The organism is Mesorhizobium sp. M0410 (genome assembly GCF_040321435.1).
Lineage (GTDB): Bacteria > Pseudomonadota > Alphaproteobacteria > Rhizobiales > Rhizobiaceae > Mesorhizobium.
Genome location: NZ_JAMYRN010000009.1, coordinates 1 through 17,591, shown reverse-complemented (window position 1 = coordinate 17,591; position 17,591 = coordinate 1). Strand labels below are relative to the sequence as shown.

The following is a 17,591-nucleotide window of genomic DNA, read 5'->3' as shown; positions in this document are numbered from 1 at the left end:
TACTCCGGTTTTTAGAAACTACTCCGCCGGCCGGGTCTCGGCCAGCGCGCTCTCCTCGTTGAACAGGAAGCCGCCGGACTGCCGCTTCCACAGCCTGGCATAGAGCCCGTCGAGCCCGACCAGCTCGTCATGCGTGCCTTGCTCGACGATGCGGCCCTCGTCGAGCACCACAAGCCGGTCGAGTGCCGCAATGGTCGACAGCCGATGCGCGATGGCGATGACCGTCTTGCCTTCCATCAGCCTTGCCAGATTTTCCTGGATCGCCGCCTCGATGTCGGAATCGAGCGCCGAGGTCGCTTCGTCGAGCACCAGGATCGGTGCATCCTTGAGGAAGACGCGGGCGATCGCCACGCGCTGGCGCTGGCCGCCGGAGAGCTTGACGCCGCGCTCGCCGACATAGGCCTCGTAGCCGATACGATCGCGATTGTCGCGCAGACCGAGGATGAACTCGTGCGCCTCGGCCTTCTTCGCTGCCGCGACCACCTCGGCGTCGGTCGCTTCCGGCATGCCGAGCTTGATGTTGTCGCGCAGCGAGCGGTGGAAAAGTGCCGTATCCTGGCTGACGACGCCGATATTGGCGCGCAGCGAATTCTGCGTGACCGTGGAGACGTCCTGCCCGTCAATGGTGATCTTGCCGCTCTCGAGGTCGTAGAGGCGCAGGATCAGATTGACCAAGGTTGTCTTGCCGGCGCCGGACGGGCCGACCAGGCCGACCTTTTCGCCCGGCCGCACGACGAGGTCGATGCCGTTGAGCACGCCGGACCCCTTGCCGTAGTGGAACTCGACATTGCTGACATCGATGCGCCCGCCGCCGACGACAAGCTCTTTCGCGTCCGGCGCATCGGTCAGGCCGAGCGGCTGTGAGATCAGCGCCTTGGAGTTCTCCAGCACGCCGAGGTTACGCAAGATGCCGTTGAGCTGCATCATCAGCCGGCCGAGCAGCATGTTCAGCCGCAGCACCAAAGACAGCGTGAAGGCCACGGCGCCGACTGTGATCGAACCCTCGACCCAGAGATAAACGGCAAAGCAGGCGATCGCCGTGATCATGATGCCCGACAGCATCGTCAGCGCCATGCGCACGCCTGTCAGCCGGCGGGTGAACGGGCGCAGCGCGTCGAGATAGATGTCGAAGCCGTTCCTGATGTAATGGTCGTCGCCATCGGCCGAGAACAGTTTCAGCGTCTGCACGTTCGAATAGGAATCGACAAGGCGGCCGGTGATCATCGAGCCGGCTTCGGCGGTCGCTTCGGCATGTTTGCGGATTGCCGGCAAATAGCGCCTGGCCAGCAAGCCGAAGGCGGTAATCCAGATCACCACCAGCACCGCCAGCCGGAGATCGAGCCCGGCGACCAGCGCCAGCGTCGTCACCGTATAGACGACCATGAACCAGACGACCTCGATGAAGCTTTCCATCAGATCGCCGGTCGCCTGTCCCGCCTGCCAGACCTTGGTCGCGATACGCCCGGCAAAGTCGTTCTGAAAGAAGGCGTAGGATTGGCGCGAGACATGGCGATGCGCCTGCCAGCGCACCAGATTATAGAAACCCGGCGTGATCGTCTGCTCGTCGACCAGGGCCGACAGGCCGACGACAATGGTGCGGATGACCAGCACCACCGCGATCATGAAGACAAGCTCCGGGCCGGCGGCAGTCCACAGCGCGTGCCAGCTGCGTTCGCCGGGAAGCTGGTCGAGGATGTCGACCAGCCGCCCGACGAAATAGAACAGTCCGGCTTCGACCAGCGGCGCGATGCCGCCGATCACCAGCATGGCGAAGAAGGCGATCTTCGCCTGCCCGACATAATGCCAGAGGAAACCCCTGACGCCAGCAGGTGGCCGAAGGTCCGCTGGCTCCCGGAATGGATAGACCCAGTTCTCGAACCAGCGGTAGATGGCAGTCATCATTCGGCGGCTTCACCCTTGGCGATTGCATCGTTGGCGGCTGCATCGTTGGAAGAAGGGCCGTCGTCGAGCAGGAATCCGCCCGACTGACGTTGCCAGAGCTGGGCGTAGAGCCCGCCTTTGGCAACGAGTTCCTCATGCGAACCTTCCTCGATGACTCGGCCCTTGTCCATGACCACGAGCCGGTCCATGGCCGCGATCGTCGACAGCCGGTGCGCAATGGCGATGACGGTCTTGCCTTGCATCAGTCTGTAGAGATTCTCCTGGATGGCCGCCTCGGCCTCGGAATCGAGGGCAGAGGTCGCCTCGTCGAGAATGAGGATCGGCGCGTCCTTCAGCATGACACGGGCTATGGCGATGCGTTGCCGCTGGCCGCCGGACAATTTGACGCCGCGATCGCCGACATGCGCGTCGAAACCCTTACGGCCGTTCGAGTCCGACAAGCCGGCAATGAAATCCAGCGCCTCGGCGCGCCGCGCCGCCTCGATCAGCATCTCGTTGCTGGCGTCCGGCCTGCCATAGAGGATGTTCTCGCGTACCGAGCGATGCAGCAGCGAGGTGTCCTGCGTGACCATGCCAATCTGGGCGCGCAGCGAGTCCTGCGTCACTGCCGCAATGTCCTGGCCGTCGATCAGGACCTTGCCGCTTTCGAGGTCGTAGAAGCGCAACAGAAGATTGACCAGCGTCGACTTGCCGGCACCCGAACGACCGACAATGCCGACCTTCTCGCCCGGCTTCACCGTCAGCGACAGGCTTTCGATCACACCCTTCTGCTTGCCGTAGTGGAAGCGGATGTCCTCAAAACGGATCTCGCCCTTGGTCACGGCAATATCCTTGGCGCCAGGCCGGTCTTCGACGAGGCGCGGCAGCGAGATCGAGGCGATGCCGTCCTGCACCGTGCCGATATTCTCGAACAGCGTGGACATCTCCCACATGATCCATTGCGACATGCCCCAGAGCCGCAGCACGAGGCCGATGACCAGGGCGACAGCGCCGATCGTCACGGCTTGGCCGAGCCACAGCCATAGCGAGATCGAGGCGACCGAAAACAACAGCAGCGAATTCAGGACGTAGAGCAGGCCGTAGAGTTGCGTCACCAACCGCATCGATCGGTAAACGGTGTCGAGAAAGCCGGCCATACCGTCCTTGGCGAAGGATGCCTCGCGCCGCGCATGCGAGAACAGCTTGACCGTCTGAATATTGGAATAGCTGTCGACGACACGGCCAGTCATGGTCGAGCGCGCATTGGCCTGCTCCTCGCCGACCTTGCCCAGCCGCGGGATGAAATAGCGCAACAGCAGGACATAGCCGGCAAGCCAGACGGCAAGCGGCGCAGCCAGCCGCCAGTCTGCCGAGCCGACAATGAACAGCATGCCGAGAAAATAGACGACGATATAATTGAGCACATCGATGAGCTTGATGACGCACTCGCGCACGGCGAGCGCTGTCTGCATCAGCTTGGTCGCGATGCGCCCGGCAAACTCGTCCTGATAGAAGCTCATCGACTGCTTGAGCAGGTACCGATGCACCTGCCAGCGGATACGCATCGGATAATTACCCATCAGCGTCTGCTGGTTGAGCAGCGAATGGAACCAGACGGTTGCCGGCAGCGCGAAAACCACGATGAAGGCCATGCCGGCCAGCTTCAAGCCTTCGGTCTGCAGGAACGTCTCGCGATTCTGTCCGGACAGCCAGTCGACGATCCGGCCCATGAAGCCGAACATCCACACCTCGGCAAGGGCGATGGCCGTCACCAGTACCGCATCGAGAGCGATGTAGGGCCATGCGCCGCGCGTGTAATGCACGCAGAAGGCGATCAGTGTCCGCGGCGGCTCGACCGGCTCCTTGGCAGGGAACGGATCGAGCCTTTTTTCAAACCAGCTAAACATAGTGATGCTCACAATTTCCCGCTCACGCGGCACGCGAACGGACGAGGTGCCCAGACCGCATGGCGTCAAGAACCGGCGATACGGTATCGTCCGCCTCGCCGGCCCTGCTTCGCGCTATATAGGTTGTCGCGGGCCTTTCGCCGACAGTCTCGCTTGACAATGCTGACGACGTTTTGACAATCCGGATTTTCGCGCCGGTTTTTGCACCAGGCCGGATCAGCCTGATGATCCGGCGCACCAACGACGGCCGGCTATAGTCCGGAACGGCGCGCGAGAAATCGATGTCCGGCAGCATGCCGCGATGCGGACGCCGGCGGGTCTCGGCGTGAACCGCCGACGAGTGGGTCTCGCCGATCAAAAGTGCCCAGGTCGCAGTCTTGCGCTCGTGCAGGCTTCTTGAGCCGGGTATTCTACAGGGATCGAACATCGGTCCGTCCTCCACTTGAAGATGCAGATAGAAGGGTGAGCCAACCCAGGCCGCGGGCATGCGCGGTGCGGCAAAGGTGACATCGCTCGAATTGTGTTCAGGCGGGGCGTTCAGCCCCTTCCACAGCTTGAAAAACATCGCAGGATTCCTTCAAAGGCCGAAAAAGGTTTCGGCGGGAATCGGTGCGATTAGAAGTCTAGAAGGTCAGGAGAATCGTCGTACCGAAACCGCCGTCGGGCTGGTAAGCCCACGAGAGAGGTGGTGGATGTGCATGGCCATCATGAATTACCCCTCCATCGGTTCGGGTTGACAATGCTGGCCGTATAACCGACTTCGCAGAAAATGACCACCCGCCAGTCCAGGAATTTCCAAAACCGCGAGAGCTCTGTGGCTGATCTGCCACTTATTAGAAAGACGCGGAAATGAACGACCGTCTCCGCATCGCGCTCTACCAGCCTGATATCGCCGGCAACACCGGGACAATCCTGCGCTTCGCCGCTTGCCTCGGTCTCGGCGTCGACATCATCGAACCGGCAGGCTTCCCGCTCGGTCACCGGGCGCTGAAACGGGCCGGCATGGACTACCTCGAAATGGCGGCGCTCACCCGGCATGTCGACTGGCACGCCTTCGAGGACTGGCGCAAGCTTGCCAAGCGGCGGCTGGTGCTGCTGTCGACCAAAGCAGCTGCCGCCTACACGGATTTCGCCTTTGCCGGCGACGACATTCTCCTGTTCGGCCGCGAATCCGCAGGCGTGCCGGATGCCGTCCACGAGGCGGTGGATGCGTGCCTGACCATCCCGATGCAGCCCGGAGCGCGCAGCATCAACGTCGCGCTTTCCGTTGCGATGGTGGCGGGCGAGGCGATCCGGCAGCTTCGCTAGGACGTGTACGCGATCGCCGGCCGCAGCGACCAAGGCATCGTCCTCACGCAACACTGCGTCCTCTCCGGTCATTCTAAATCCAGACGCCCATCGCCATCTCCTGCCGTTTGCATCTTCGAGGCTTCTTCGCTACAAGCTCAACTTAGCTTGAGGTCAAGCGGAAAAATCGGAGATGGCTGCGGCAACGGAATTGACGGTCGGCCAAGTGGCGACGCGCAGTGGCGTGGCGGTGTCGGCGCTGCATTTCTACGAAGCGCGCGGGCTGATCCGCAGCCACCGCACATCAGGCAACCAACGGCGTTACGGCCGCGACGTGCTGCGACGTGTGGCGATCATCAAGGTAGCGCAGGAGGTCGGCATTTCGCTGGCCGAGATCGGCACAGCCCTTCGATCGCTGCCCGAAGGACGAACGCCGACCCGCGAGGATTGGAACCTGCTTTCGACGGCTTGGCGCGACGAGCTCGACCAGAAGATTAGTCAGCTCAAGAAGCTGCGCGACGGGTTGACCGACTGTATCGGCTGCGGCTGCATGTCGATCGACAAATGCCCGCTGCGGAATAAGGGCGACCGGCTGAGCATCCGAGGGCCCGGCGCGAGGCGCTTGCTGATCGAGCGTTAATCCGCCGCCGGCAGCCGCCTGATCGTGAATTCGATGACGTCGCCCGGCCGCTCGAACCAGCTCTCGATCTCGGTCCAATAGGCCTGCTTGGGAAAGCGCTCGAACCATTCCTTCGCCTTGAGACGAGCGTCGGAACGCGGCAGCACGAAGGTCTCGCGCAGGAAACCGTCGCGCGGCATGCGCGCGTTCTCGGCGCGTGAACGGTCGAGCCTCTTTTTCAGGCCATCCAGCGGCGGTCTTGCCGGGGTGCGCACGAAAGAACTCCATTCACACTTGACCCTTGCACCTAAGAGATTAGGGATCGCGGCCGGAAAAGACGAGTCATTTGTCGGGGTACGCCCGCAACCGGAGACAGGATTTGCAACGACCCGAAATACCGGCGGGGCTGCCAGCCGACATCGAACAGAAGAAGACGAAGGCACGGCTGTGGTTCGAGACGTTGCGTGAGCGCATCTGCGCCAGCTTCGAGCAGATCGAGCAGGACCTGCGGGGGCCGCAGGCCAGCTGGTCGCCCGGCCGCTTCGAAAAGACGCCGTGGCAACGCGATGCCGGCAAGGGCGGCGGCGGCATCATGTCGATGATGCACGGCCGCGTCTTCGAGAAGGTTGGCGTCCACACCTCCACCGTCCATGGCGAGTTCTCGCCCGAATTCAGGAAGCAGATGCCGGGCGCCGAAGAGGACCCGTCCTTCTGGGCAAGCGGCATTTCGCTGATCGCCCATCCGTGGAACCCCAACGTGCCGGCCGTGCATATGAACACGCGCATGGTCGTCACCTCACGCCAGTGGTTCGGCGGCGGCGCCGACCTGACACCGGTGCTCGACCGCCGCCGCAGCCAGGACGACCCCGACACGATCGCCTTCCACAGAGCGATGCAATTTGCCTGCGAGAAGAACGCGGCGATCGCCGACTACGTGAAATTCAAAGCCTGGTGCGACGAGTACTTCTACCTGCCGCACCGCGACGAGCCACGCGGTACCGGCGGTATCTTCTTCGACTGGCTGCATTCGGATGAGGACAAAGGCGGCTGGGACGCCGATTTCAACTTCGTCCAGGACGTCGGGCGATCTTTTCTCGTCGTCTACGGACATCTCGTGCGCGCCAACTTCAATGACAACTGGACCGATGGCGACCGTGACGAGCAGCTCATCCGCCGCGGCCGTTATGTCGAATTCAACTTGCTTCACGATCGCGGCACCATCTTCGGGCTGAAGACCGGCGGCAATGTCGCCTCGATCCTGTCCAGCCTGCCACCAGAAGTGAAATGGCCGTAAAATCTCGGTGAGCGCGACGTGAGCCGCAATCGGGTCCAAATCCCCGGAATTTGACGGCAAATGTGGCGCAAGGCGCGCCAGAAAATATCTTTTTCGTCTAATATACCATTGTAAAGATTGGGCTATTTGTCGCGTCGGGCCGGGAAACGCCGGCGGTTCGTTACTCCCGAGAGCCGCGACCCGACGTGACCGGACGGCCCATGATTGAATGGGGCACCTTTCCCAAGCGGTGCCCGCATTTTCCAGGAGAGCATGCCATGCGCAAGCTTATTATGACCGCAGCCGCCGCTGCCGTTCTCGCCTCTGGTACTGCCGCATTCGCTGCGGCCAAGCACACCACCGGCACGATCAAAAGCTTTGATGGAACGGCGATGAGCCTGGTTCTGGATAACGGAGCCACCTTTACGTTGCCCCAGACCTTCAAGGATCCTGGCCTGAAGGTCGGCGAAAAGGTCCGCGTCACGTGGGATATGAGCGGCAAGGATAAAATTGCCGAGGCAGTCAAGATCGTGAAGTGATGTCCTGCCCGCTGGAGCAAGACGAGGTCTTACTCCTAGGTAGCGTAAGAGGGCGGAGCAGCGATGCTCCGCCTTTTCGCAACCCGATCACCGCGTGGTCGGCTTGGACGCACGGCACTCTAAGGCAACCAAAACCATTCGATCGTGTTATGCTAACCTGGCCAGCATGTAGCCCGGATACCGGACGCGGTTTCCGGATCGCGCAATCAAAGGTGTGGAGCTTCCGTGTCAGTGCGCGGTGCTCCAAGGAGGAGATGAGGAGAAGCCGATGAAGGAATTCCATTGCGGGTCGCTCGTACCCGGCTGCGAGTGGCACACACGCGCGGAGGAGGAGGCCGAGGTCATGCGCCGTGCCGTCGAGCATCTGCGCGAGACGCATGGCGAGACGGTGATTCGCGAGACGATGATCGAGGCGATCCGCTCGCGCATCGAAAAGGTCCGCGACGCAGCGTGACGGTCAGGATTCGAGTGCCTCTGCGGCGCGCTTGAGCAGCGCGCCGCGGTTGAGCGCAAAACCGGACTCGACCCATTCCTTTTCGAGGTTCTTCAATGTTGCACCAAGCTTTGGCCCCGGTGACGCGCCAAGTGTCGTCAGATCGGCGCCCTTGAGCGGAAAAACAGGGTTCTGCCATTTTTCGGCGAAGGCAAGCAGGCGCGAGAAGCCACCGGCTTCGAGCAGTGCGTCATTGTCTTCGACCGCGCGGGCTCGAGCGGAAGCAAGCAACAGCCGCAGCCGATCGACAAAGCCTTGGCGGTCGCCAAAATAAAGCCCTTTCGCCAACTCTCCTTCGGTCGTTTTCGGATCGACGGCAGCCGTGATCGCCCAATTCCGCAGACGGCTTGCCTCGTTCACGGAAAGCCTCAATCTCTCGGCAAGCGTTTTCATGCGCGCGGCATCCGGCGGCACGACGGCTTCCAGCCTGAGCAGCGGGTCCGGCGCCCAGGCCAGGTCCTTCTCGGTCTTCGTCAGCCCGTGAATGGCATCGATGCCCCATTTCTCGCTTTCCGGCAAAACGGCGGTCAGAACGCCGGCTTGGCGCATCCACAGCAGCGCCCGCGACGGATCCGGCGCCGACAGCAATTTCTTCAATTCCCACCAGACGCGCTCGACCGAGAGCTGGTCGAGCCCCTGCTTCAGCCGGGCGCAAGCCTTTAACCCTTCGGCATCCGGCCTGCCGTCGCCATACCAGGCGAAGAAACGGAAGAAACGCAGGATGCGCAGATAATCCTCGCGGATACGCGCTTCCGGATCGCCGATGAAGCGCAGCCGCCGCGCCTCGATATCGGCGATACCGCCGACCAGATCGACGACCGTTCCATCGGCTTCCGCATAGAGTGCATTGATGGTGAAATCGCGCCGCTCAGCGTCGGCTTTCCAGTCGCGGCCGAACGACACTTTGGCGCGCCGGCCGTCGGTTTCGACATCGGCACGCAGCGTGGTGACCTCGTAGGCCTTGCCCTGGGCGACCGCGGTGACCGTGCCATGCTTGATGCCGGTCGGCACCGTCTTGAAGCCCGCCGCCTCGGCACGCCGGATGGTTTCCTCGGGCACTGTCGTGGTGGCGATGTCGATGTCGGCGACCGGCTGGCCGATGAGCGCGTTGCGCACCGCACCGCCGGCGACACGCGCCTCCTCGCCGCCGTCGGTGAGCGCGGCGAGCAGGCGCTGCAAGTGGCTTTCGCCGAGCCAGCCGGCCTTGCCAGCAATCGACACAGGATTGCTCACGAATAGAGCCTTTCATAGAGCGTTCGGATGATGCCCGCAGTGACGCCCCAGATGCGCTGGCCGCCATAGGGCATCTCGTAAAAGAACCATTCGAGGTCGTTCCACATGCGACTGTCTCTGGTGTGGTTGGCGGGGTCCATCAGAAAACCCAGCGGCACCTCGAAGACAGCATCGACTTCGTCGGAATTCAGCGTCAGGCTGAAACCGGGCCGCACAATCCCGAGCACCGGGGCGATGCGATAGCCGCTGCCGGAAACGTAGTCCGGCAGACGGCCGATGATCTCGATGTAATCCCTATCGAGACCTATCTCCTCGAATGTCTCGCGCAACGCCGCCGCTTCCGGGCTCGCATCGGTTGGATCGACGGTGCCACCGGGGAAAGCAACCTGCCCCGAATGGTTGCGCAGCTTCTCCGCCCGCCTGGTCAAAAGGACCGTGGCTTCATGGCCATGGTCGACCACCGGGATCAGAACGGCGGCATCGCGCAGCGCCTTGGCCAGCTTCAGCCTGGGATGGCCCGGATTGAAGCGGTGGTCGCCAAAATCGTCGCCGGCATGCGCCAGCGGCTGCGCCGCGACGCGCTGGCGAAACTCGGCAGCGGAAAACGCCAACTGCGTCACCTGATCCATCATAGGCGGTCCATCATGCGCTCAGCCGTTTCAGTTTCTCAGCCGGCATGATTGGATAGACCTCGCCTTTGGAACGGACGGCAAACATCGTCTTGCCACTGATGTCGATCTCTTCGCCGTGCTCGACCAGCTCGTACATCACCGGCCGTGCCACCAGCGCCTCCAGCCGCCCGCGCACCAGCACATAGGGCTTCAGGCCACCTGTCTCGTCCTCATCGACGAAGCGCAGCGGGTGTCCCACCCCAGCCTCGACCACGTCGCCGACATTGGTGCGAAAGGTGATGATTTGTCCGTCGCCCGCGCCAGACACGTCCATCTCGACGGCAATGAAGGGCGCATCGGCGACGCGGATGCCAACCTTTTCCACCGGCGTCACCAGGTAGGTCCTGCCGTCCTCGTCCTTACGCAGCACCGAGGAAAAAAGCTGCACCAGCGGCATCCGGCCGATCGGCGTTCCCAGATAGAACCAGGTGCCGTCCTGCTTGATTTCCATGTCGAGATCGCCGCAAAACGCCGGATTCCAGCGTTCCACCGGCGCCGGCCCCTTGCCGGCGCGCGTCGCGCGCGAGACCAGCGCTTGCAGCCCGCGCGCCTCGGTCGCGGCCGTCAGGCTCTCTTCACGATTGTCTGCGGCTTCCGTCATGGTCACGAAATAGTCACTGTTGTTCCGCTTGTCAGCCTAAGTCTGTGATTTAAATTCAAAGACAGGCGCCCTGCGAGGCCGAATCGCGGCATTCTGCGGCACCCACTGTGCCAAGCGGTATTTCCAACCAGAAGGATCGATGCTGCATGAGCGTGATGATCAAGGAAAGCCCGATCAGCGAAAAGGACATGGTGGCGCAGGCCGAGAAAGCGCTGGCCGACATTTCGAGGGTTCGCAACGGCGTCGGCCGGGTCATCTTCGGCCAGGAAAGCGTCGTCGAGCGCACGCTCGTCGCATTGCTGGCCGGCGGCCATGCACTGCTGGTCGGCGTGCCCGGCCTAGCCAAGACCAAGCTGGTCGAAACGCTGGGCATCGTGCTCGGCCTCGATTCACGCCGTATCCAGTTCACGCCCGACCTGATGCCGTCCGACATTCTCGGCTCAGAGGTGATGGAGCAGGATGAATTCGGCAAGCGTTCGTTCCGCTTCATTTCCGGGCCGATCTTCGCGCAACTGCTGATGGCCGACGAGATCAACCGCGCCTCACCGCGTACCCAGTCGGCGCTGCTGCAGTCGATGCAGGAATACCACGTCACCATTGCCGGCGTGCGCCACGACTTGCCGTCACCGTTCCATGTTCTGGCGACACAGAACCCGCTGGAGCAGGAAGGCACCTATCCGCTGCCCGAGGCACAGCTCGACCGCTTCCTGATGCAGGTCGACATCCTCTACCCCGAGATCGAGGCGGAGCGCCGCATCCTGCTGGAAACCACCGGTATCGAGGATGCCAAGGCTGAAAACGTGCTGCAGCCGGCGCGGCTGAAGGACATCCAGACGCTCATCCGCCGCATGCCGGTGCCGGAAAGCGTCGTCGAGGCGATCCTCAAGCTGGTGCGCTCTGCGCGTCCCGGCCAGGGCAACGCCGATACCGACAAGCACGTCGCCTGGGGCCCAGGCCCGCGCGCCAGTCAGGCGCTGACGCTGTGCACCCGCGCCCGCGCCCTCTATGACGGCCGGCTGGCGCCGTCGGTCGACGACGTCCGCGCACTGGCCGAGCCGGTGCTGCAGCACCGCATGGCGCTGACCTTCGCCGCCCGCGCCGAGGGCACCACGGTTCGCGACGTCGTGGCGAAGCTCGCGAAAGGGATTTGATGGCGCGCATCGGTGAAGCGCAGGTACCGGCAGCGACGCGCGATGCGCTCGCCAGAGGCCGGTTGCGGGCTTCTCTGGTGCCGGACCTGCTGGTCGAGGCGCGCCGCATCGTCAACACGGTAATTGCCGGCTGGCATGGCCGCCGCAAGCGCGGCATCGGCGAGAACTTCTGGCAGTTCCGGCCCTATGTCGAAGGCGATTCCTCGCGCATTGACTGGCGCCGTTCCGCCCGCGACGACCACACCTATGTCCGCGACCGTGAATGGGAGGCCGCCCACACGGTGTGGCTGTGGGCCGACCCCTCGCCTTCCATGCTCTACAAATCGACCGGAGCCAGCGTTTCCAAGGAATCGCGCGCCCTTGTGCTGACGCTGGCCATGGCCGAGCTTTTGTCGCGCAGCGGCGAGCGCATTGCCTGGCCCGGCCTGACCGACCCGTTCACCGCCCGCAATGGCGCCGAGCGCATCGCGGCGCAACTGATGCACGCCGGCGACCTGCCGGCAAAGCCCGACCTGTCCGGCATTCGTCGCTTCTGCGACATCGTCCTCGTCAGCGATTTCCTCGACCCGGTCGAGGACACCATGGCCTGGCTGGACGTGCTCGCCCGCCACGGCGTGCGCGCACACCTGATCGAGGTCGCCGATCCGGCCGAGGAAAGCTTCCCCTATGCCGGGCGCACCGAATTCACCGATCCTGAGACCGGCGACAAGCTGACCGCCGGCCGTGCCGAAATGCTGGGCGAGGGCTATCGCCTGCTTTATGCCGCCCGCCGCCAGGAACTGGCCGCCTGGTGCAAACGGCTTGGCTGGAGCTTTACCGTCAATCATACCGATCGCCTTGCCTCCGAGGCGCTGGTGCGCATCCATATGGCGATGACCGCCGAGGGCAGCTTTGCCGGGAGGGCCCGCGCATGAGTTGGCTGCCGCTCTCCTTCGGGGCGCCGATGGTGCTGTGGGGCCTGCTGGCGCTGCCGGTGATCTGGTGGCTTCTGCGGCTGACCCCGCCCAGGCCGCAAACCGAGGTGTTTCCGCCGCTCAGGATTCTCGCCCGCGTGTTGAGGCGCGAAGAAACGCCGCAGCAGAGCCCTTGGTGGCTGACGCTGCTCAGGCTGCTAATGGCCGCGCTTGTCGTGGCAGCACTTGCCGAACCCGTCTTCAACCCGCGCGAAAAGCTGCCGGCCGAGGGCGCCGCCCTGGCGCTGGTGATCGACAATGACTGGGCAAGTGCCGCCGACTGGGGCAAGCGGGTCGCCACCGCCGAGCGGCTGATCGCCGATGCCAATTCGAACGGCGTGCCGGTGCTCATCGCTTTTACCGCCGAGAAGCCGAATGCCGAGATCGGTCCCTTCGATGCCGCTGCCGCGCTCGACCGGCTGCGCGCGGCAAAGCCGCGGCCGATCCCGACCGACCGCCCCGCCGTCTACGCCCGCGTCGCATCAGCCCTGAACTCGCTGCCGGGCGCCAGCGTCGCAGTGCTCGCCGATGGCTTGGCGGCGCAAGGCGACGAAGCCGCCTTTGACACGTTGTTGTCAAAGAACGCGGCACGTGTTGTCTGGGCCGTTTCCGACCGGCTGTCGCTGACCGGCCTGACCGGCGCCGACAACCAGGTCGACGGCTTCGCACTGACCGCCATTCGCGCACCGGGCGACCCAGCACCTGCACAGGTGACGGCCGGCGCGTTCGACGACAAGGGCCGCCGCATTGCCGACGCGACGCTTACCTTTGCCCCGGGCGGAACCACCGCAACCGGCACGATGGCGGTGCCGTTCGAACTGCGCAACGACTTCGCCTACATCGCGCTCGATGGCGAGCGCCAGGCCGGTGCCGTCCGCGTGCTCGATGAGAGCTCAAAACGCCGCCGCGTCGGGTTGCTGTCGCAGTCCGAGGCCGATCAGGCGCAACCGCTGCTGTCGCCGCTCTACTACATCCGCCGCGCCCTGCAGCCCTTCGCCGATCTCGTCGAGCCGTCGAGCGTCGATCTCGCCGACGCCATTCCGCAACTGCTCGACCAGAAACCGGCGATGATCGTCATGGCGGATGTCGGCACCATTCCGGAACAGGCGCGGCAGAGGCTGGTCGACTGGGTCGACAAGGGCGGCACACTGGTGCGTTTTGCCGGTTCGCGGCTGGCCGCTGCCGGCAATGACGACGATCTGCTGCCGGTCCGGCTGCGCACCGGCGAGCGATCGCTTGGCGGCGCGCTGTCATGGACGGCGCCGCAGCCGGTCACCGAATTCCCGAAAACCGGTCCCTTCGCCGACCTCGCGCCGCCAACCGAGGTCACCGTTACTAGGCAGGTGCTGGCCGAGCCGACGCCCGACATTGTCGAGCGCACCTGGGCCACGCTTGCCGACGGCACGCCGCTGGTGACCGGGATGAAGAAGGACAAGGGCACCCTCGTACTGTTCCACGTCACCCCCGAGGCGACGTGGTCCAATCTGCCGATCTCCGGCAGCTTCGTCGAGATGCTGCGGCGCATCGTGCAATTGTCGCGCAACCAGGGCTCGGCGGTCGCCAATGCCGAGGCAGCCGCCACGTCGCTGGCACCCTATCGCATGATCGCCGCCGACGGCACGCTGGTGCCGCCGACGCCGGATGCCAGGCCTCTGGTGCCCGGCGCCGGCCCGCTGCCGGTGACGCTGGAAAACCCGCCCGGCCTCTACGGCTCGGAGACGGGAGTGTTCGCTCACAATCTGCTCGGTGGCGACAGCGCATTCACGCCGCTGGCCCGGCCTGAAATCACGGTGCCGGTCACCACTATCCAGTATGCCTTCGACGAGCAGCGCAACCTCAAAGGTCCGCTTGTCACGGCCGCCCTGGTGCTGATGGTGCTCGACACGCTTGCCGTATTCTGGATGGGCGGCCTGTTGTCGCGCCGGCCGCGCCGTGCCGGCGCTGCGGCGACGGCAGCCGTCCTGCTGATTGCGCTCTGCGCCTTGATTGGCCACGCGGACGTCGCGCGTGCCGACGACGCCAAACCGGGAGATACAGAGGCGATCGGGGACATTTCAAAGACCCGGATCGCCTACGTGCTGACCGGCGAACCGGGTGTCGATTCGATCAGCCGCGCCGGGCTCGAAGGGCTGACCCGCTTTCTTATCGAAAAAACCGCGCTCGAACCCGGAGCACCCGCCGGCGTCGACATCTCGAAGGACGAACTGTCCTTCTACCCGCTGATCTACTGGCCGATCGATCCCTCGGCCCCGATGCCGAGCGAGGCCGCCATCGCCCGCATCGACGCCTATATGCAGCAGGGCGGAACGGTCTTGTTCGACACCCGTGACCAGTTCGCCAATGGCATTGGTGCGGATTCGACCAGCCCGGCTACGGAGCGGCTGCGCGACATCCTCGGCAACCTCAACGTGCCACCGCTGGAACCGGTGCCGTCGGACCACGTGCTGACCAAATCCTTCTACATTCTTCCGGAGTTTCCTGGCCGTTTTGCCGGCAGCCCGCTTTGGGTCGAGGCATCGCTCGAAGCCAGCAACACCGAGAACCGCCCGGTGCGCACCGGCGACGGCGTTTCGCCAATCATGATCACCGCGAATGATTTCGCCGGCGCCTGGGCGGTCGACGAGAATGGCGACCCGCTATTGCCGACGGTGCCTTCGGATCCGATGCAGCGCATCTATGCGCTGCGCGCCGGCGTCAACATCATGATGTACATGCTGACCGGCAACTACAAGTCCGATCAGGTGCACGTCCCGGTGCTGCTCGAACGGCTGGGGCAGTAGACTATGAACTGGTCGCTCTCCTTCGAACCGCTCATCACCTGGCCGCTGCTCGCAGTGGTCCTGGTGCCGCTGCTGCTGCTGGCGCTGGCCGGCCTTTGGTTTCGCCAGCGCGGTGCGATTTTCCGCCTGGCAGCCCTGATTGCCCTGGCTGCGGCGCTGCTCAATCCGGTGTTCCTCGACGAAGAGCGCGAGCCGCTGAAAAGCATCGTCGCCGTCGTCGTCGACCGCAGCCAGAGCCAGGATATCGGCGACCGCACCAAGCAGACCGACGCGGCGTTAGCCGGGCTTCAGCAGCGTCTCGGCCGCTTCAAGCAGTTCGACGTCCGTGTCGTCGAAGCCGGCAAGTCCGAAGCCGCCGACGAGCGCACCGAGACGCGGTTGTTTTCCTCGCTCGAAAATGCTTTCCGCGACGTGCCGCCATCGCGCATCGGCGGCGCCATCATGATCACCGATGGCGAGGTGCATGACGCGCCGTCCGGCACACCCGACTTCAATGCCCCGCTGCATGCGCTGATTACCGGCAACGAGCATGAAAAGGACCGTCGCATTCGCTTCGAGAATGCGCCGCGCTTCGGCCTCGTCGGCAAGCCGCTCGACATGACCTATCGCGTCATCGCCACCAACAACGACACCGGCCCGGTCGATGTCCGCGTATCGGTCAATGGCGAGCAGGTATCGGTCGAGCACGCCAACATCGGCCAGGCGATGCCGCTGCAGGTGACCATTCCCAGCGCCGGGCGCAACATTGTCGAACTCGCCATCAACCACGAGCCGGGCGAACTCACCGACACCAACAACCGCGCCATCGCGCTGATCGACGGTATTCGCGAAAATCTGCGGGTACTGCTCGTTTCCGGTGAACCGCATGCGGGCGAGCGCACCTGGCGCAATTTGCTGAAATCCGACGCTTCGGTGGACCTCGTGCACTTCACCATCCTGCGCCCGCCGGAAAAGCAGGACGGCACGCCGATCAACGAATTGTCGCTGATCGCCTTCCCGACGCGCGAGCTGTTTGTTGAGAAGATCAAGGATTTCGACCTGATCATCTTCGACCGCTATCAGCACCGCGACGTACTGCCGATCCTCTATTACGACTATATCTCCGAATATGTCGAAAAGGGCGGCGCGCTGCTGATCGCGGCAGGCCCCGAATATGCCGGCGAAAGCTCGATCGCCCGCACGCCGCTGATATCGGCGCTGCCGGCAATGCCGACCGGCGAGGTCATCGACAAGGCCTTCTATCCGCGCCTCACCGATACCGGCCAGCGTCATCCGGTAACGCGCGGGCTCGACGGCTCCGCGACCGAGCCGCCGCACTGGAGCCGCTGGTTCCGCACCATCGGGGTCGAGAACCCCGAGGGCGAGGTGGTGATGAAGGGCGCCGACAACCGGCCGCTGCTGCTGCTCGATCGCAAGGGCGAAGGCCGCGTCGGCATGCTTCTGTCCGACCAGGGCTGGCTGTGGGCGCGCGGCTTCGAGGGCGGTGGCCCCCACGTCCAGCTCTACCGGCGCATCGCCCACTGGCTGATGAAGGAGCCCGAACTCGAGGAAGAGCGGCTGACCGCCGACGGCCGCGGCATGGTGCTGGAAATCCGCCGCCAGACAATGAGCGACGACCCCGGCCCGGCGCAAGTCATCACGCCATCCGGCAAGGCACTGATCGTCAGGCTCGAGAAATCCGAACCAGGTGTCTTCCTCGGCAGCGTCGAGACCAGCGAAATCGGTCTCTACCAGGTCGGCAATGGCGACCTGACGGCATTGGCCCATGTCGGGCCGGTCAACGCCCCGGAATTCACCGATGTGGTCTCCACCGAGAACCGGCTGAAACCACCGGCTGAGGCAACCGGCGGCAGCGTTCGCCGGCTGGCGCCGGCCTCGGCACTTGGCAATCTCACCAGCATGGTCACGCTGCCCTCGATCGTTCCAGTCCGCTCCTCGGGAGCGGCTTCCGGCAATGACTGGATCGGCCTGCGCACCACCGACGACAGCGTGCTCAAGGCCGTCTCGCGCGTGCCGCTGTTCGGTGGCTTCCTCGGACTCGGCCTGCTGCTTTTGGCGATGGGCTCTATGTGGTACCGCGAAGGGCGGTAGCGGCACCGTCCTTCCTTCTCCCCTTGTGGGCCTGTTGCGCAGTAACCGGGGATGTTTGGATGGGGCGGGATCGCAGGGATTTCGCTCGTCTTTGTGAGCTCCGCCCCCTTGT

General features: G+C 64.0%; 16 protein-coding genes. 9 read left to right on the top strand and 7 right to left on the bottom strand.

What is annotated here, in order from left to right:
* Positions 1-18: 18 nt before the first annotated feature.
* The 3 genes from NKI63_RS14885 to NKI63_RS14875 are packed head-to-tail and all read right to left on the bottom strand — an operon-like array spanning position 19 to position 4,353.
* A complete protein-coding gene (locus NKI63_RS14885) occupies positions 19-1,902 on the bottom strand; it encodes an ABC transporter ATP-binding protein (RefSeq protein WP_352806503.1) in 1,884 nt (627 codons plus the stop codon).
* Positions 1,899-3,788 carry an ABC transporter ATP-binding protein gene (locus NKI63_RS14880; protein WP_254819175.1) on the bottom strand — a complete coding sequence of 630 codons (1,890 nt, stop codon included), beginning with the start codon at positions 3,786-3,788 and terminating at the stop codon, positions 1,899-1,901. Before NKI63_RS14880 ends, NKI63_RS14885 begins: the two co-directional genes overlap by 4 nt.
* Positions 3,789-3,810: 22 nt before the next feature.
* Positions 3,811-4,353: a hypothetical protein gene (locus NKI63_RS14875; protein ID WP_352822053.1), complete on the bottom strand. Its 543-nt coding sequence runs from the start codon at positions 4,351-4,353 to the stop codon at positions 3,811-3,813.
* A gap of 284 nt (positions 4,354-4,637) precedes the next feature.
* On the opposite strand from NKI63_RS14875, the gene NKI63_RS14870 reads away from it, so the two are divergent.
* Both NKI63_RS14870 and soxR read left to right on the top strand, forming a co-directional pair.
* Complete coding sequence (locus tag NKI63_RS14870; RefSeq protein WP_352822050.1) at positions 4,638-5,096, top strand: tRNA (cytidine(34)-2'-O)-methyltransferase; 459 nt, start codon at positions 4,638-4,640, stop codon at positions 5,094-5,096.
* Between the two features lie 172 nt (positions 5,097-5,268).
* Positions 5,269-5,715 carry a redox-sensitive transcriptional activator SoxR gene (gene soxR / locus NKI63_RS14865; protein WP_352477990.1) on the top strand — a complete coding sequence of 149 codons (447 nt, stop codon included), beginning with the start codon at positions 5,269-5,271 and terminating at the stop codon, positions 5,713-5,715.
* Here soxR and NKI63_RS14860 read toward each other — a convergent pair.
* Positions 5,712-5,969 (bottom strand): hypothetical protein, encoded by a 258-nt coding sequence (locus NKI63_RS14860; RefSeq protein ID WP_023679487.1) that lies wholly within the window; start codon positions 5,967-5,969, stop codon positions 5,712-5,714. The two genes, soxR and NKI63_RS14860, sit on opposite strands and share 4 nt — an antisense overlap.
* A gap of 104 nt (positions 5,970-6,073) precedes the next feature.
* Here NKI63_RS14860 and hemF point away from each other — a divergent pair, with 104 nt between their 5' ends.
* The 3 genes from hemF (at position 6,074) to NKI63_RS14845 (ending at position 7,960) form a co-directional block, all read left to right on the top strand.
* Positions 6,074-6,988, top strand: coding sequence for an oxygen-dependent coproporphyrinogen oxidase (gene hemF, locus NKI63_RS14855; RefSeq protein WP_352737725.1), 915 nt, complete (start codon positions 6,074-6,076; stop codon positions 6,986-6,988).
* Positions 6,989-7,245: 257 nt separating this feature from the next.
* Positions 7,246-7,506 (top strand): DUF1344 domain-containing protein, encoded by a 261-nt coding sequence (locus NKI63_RS14850; RefSeq protein WP_254819169.1) that lies wholly within the window; start codon positions 7,246-7,248, stop codon positions 7,504-7,506.
* Between the two features lie 268 nt (positions 7,507-7,774).
* Positions 7,775-7,960 carry a DUF1059 domain-containing protein gene (locus NKI63_RS14845; protein WP_023679490.1) on the top strand — a complete coding sequence of 62 codons (186 nt, stop codon included), beginning with the start codon at positions 7,775-7,777 and terminating at the stop codon, positions 7,958-7,960.
* 3 nt (positions 7,961-7,963) lie between these two features.
* On the opposite strand, the gene NKI63_RS14840 is transcribed toward NKI63_RS14845, so the two are convergent.
* The 3 genes from NKI63_RS14840 to NKI63_RS14830 are packed head-to-tail and all read right to left on the bottom strand — an operon-like array spanning position 7,964 to position 10,504.
* Positions 7,964-9,232 carry a CCA tRNA nucleotidyltransferase gene (locus tag NKI63_RS14840; protein ID WP_352822046.1) on the bottom strand — a complete coding sequence of 423 codons (1,269 nt, stop codon included), beginning with the start codon at positions 9,230-9,232 and terminating at the stop codon, positions 7,964-7,966.
* Positions 9,229-9,861: a CoA pyrophosphatase gene (locus NKI63_RS14835; protein WP_352687909.1), complete on the bottom strand. Its 633-nt coding sequence runs from the start codon at positions 9,859-9,861 to the stop codon at positions 9,229-9,231. Before NKI63_RS14835 ends, NKI63_RS14840 begins: the two co-directional genes overlap by 4 nt.
* A 13-nt stretch (positions 9,862-9,874) precedes the next feature.
* Positions 9,875-10,504 (bottom strand): DUF1285 domain-containing protein, encoded by a 630-nt coding sequence (locus tag NKI63_RS14830; protein ID WP_352687911.1) that lies wholly within the window; start codon positions 10,502-10,504, stop codon positions 9,875-9,877.
* A gap of 146 nt (positions 10,505-10,650) precedes the next feature.
* Between NKI63_RS14830 and NKI63_RS14825 the strand changes: the two genes are divergently transcribed.
* Genes NKI63_RS14825 through NKI63_RS14810 form a run of 4 tightly spaced genes read left to right on the top strand, consistent with a single transcriptional unit; the run spans position 10,651 to position 17,479 of the window.
* Positions 10,651-11,655, top strand: a complete 1,005-nt coding sequence (locus tag NKI63_RS14825; RefSeq protein WP_254819166.1) for an AAA family ATPase — start codon at positions 10,651-10,653, stop codon at positions 11,653-11,655.
* On the top strand, positions 11,655-12,569 hold the full coding sequence (locus NKI63_RS14820) for a DUF58 domain-containing protein (protein WP_352687913.1): 915 nt from the start codon (positions 11,655-11,657) through the stop codon (positions 12,567-12,569). The genes NKI63_RS14825 and NKI63_RS14820 overlap by 1 nt, the downstream gene beginning before the upstream one ends.
* Entirely contained in the window at positions 12,566-15,388 is a 2,823-nt protein-coding gene (locus NKI63_RS14815; protein ID WP_352751877.1) for a DUF4159 domain-containing protein, read from the top strand. The genes NKI63_RS14820 and NKI63_RS14815 overlap by 4 nt, the downstream gene beginning before the upstream one ends.
* A 3-nt stretch (positions 15,389-15,391) precedes the next feature.
* Positions 15,392-17,479: a hypothetical protein gene (locus NKI63_RS14810; RefSeq protein WP_352508158.1), complete on the top strand. Its 2,088-nt coding sequence runs from the start codon at positions 15,392-15,394 to the stop codon at positions 17,477-17,479.
* Positions 17,480-17,591: the final 112 nt, after the last annotated feature.

Bases quoted from the DNA above. Each gene is read 5' to 3' on its own strand.
- NKI63_RS14885 (WP_352806503.1), bottom strand. From the start codon at position 1,902: ATGATGACTGCCATCTACCGCTGGTTCGAGAACTGGGTCTATCCATTC.
- NKI63_RS14880 (WP_254819175.1), bottom strand. From the start codon at position 3,788: ATGTTTAGCTGGTTTGAAAAAAGGCTCGATCCGTTCCCTGCCAAGGAG.
- NKI63_RS14875 (WP_352822053.1), bottom strand. From the start codon at position 4,353: ATGTTTTTCAAGCTGTGGAAGGGGCTGAACGCCCCGCCTGAACACAAT.
- NKI63_RS14870 (WP_352822050.1), top strand. From the start codon at position 4,638: ATGAACGACCGTCTCCGCATCGCGCTCTACCAGCCTGATATCGCCGGC.
- soxR (WP_352477990.1), top strand. From the start codon at position 5,269: ATGGCTGCGGCAACGGAATTGACGGTCGGCCAAGTGGCGACGCGCAGT.
- NKI63_RS14850 (WP_254819169.1), top strand. From the start codon at position 7,246: ATGCGCAAGCTTATTATGACCGCAGCCGCCGCTGCCGTTCTCGCCTCT.
- NKI63_RS14845 (WP_023679490.1), top strand. From the start codon at position 7,775: ATGAAGGAATTCCATTGCGGGTCGCTCGTACCCGGCTGCGAGTGGCAC.
- NKI63_RS14835 (WP_352687909.1), bottom strand. From the start codon at position 9,861: ATGGATCAGGTGACGCAGTTGGCGTTTTCCGCTGCCGAGTTTCGCCAG.
- NKI63_RS14830 (WP_352687911.1), bottom strand. From the start codon at position 10,504: ATGACGGAAGCCGCAGACAATCGTGAAGAGAGCCTGACGGCCGCGACC.
- NKI63_RS14825 (WP_254819166.1), top strand. From the start codon at position 10,651: ATGAGCGTGATGATCAAGGAAAGCCCGATCAGCGAAAAGGACATGGTG.
- NKI63_RS14820 (WP_352687913.1), top strand. From the start codon at position 11,655: ATGGCGCGCATCGGTGAAGCGCAGGTACCGGCAGCGACGCGCGATGCG.
- NKI63_RS14815 (WP_352751877.1), top strand. From the start codon at position 12,566: ATGAGTTGGCTGCCGCTCTCCTTCGGGGCGCCGATGGTGCTGTGGGGC.
- NKI63_RS14810 (WP_352508158.1), top strand. From the start codon at position 15,392: ATGAACTGGTCGCTCTCCTTCGAACCGCTCATCACCTGGCCGCTGCTC.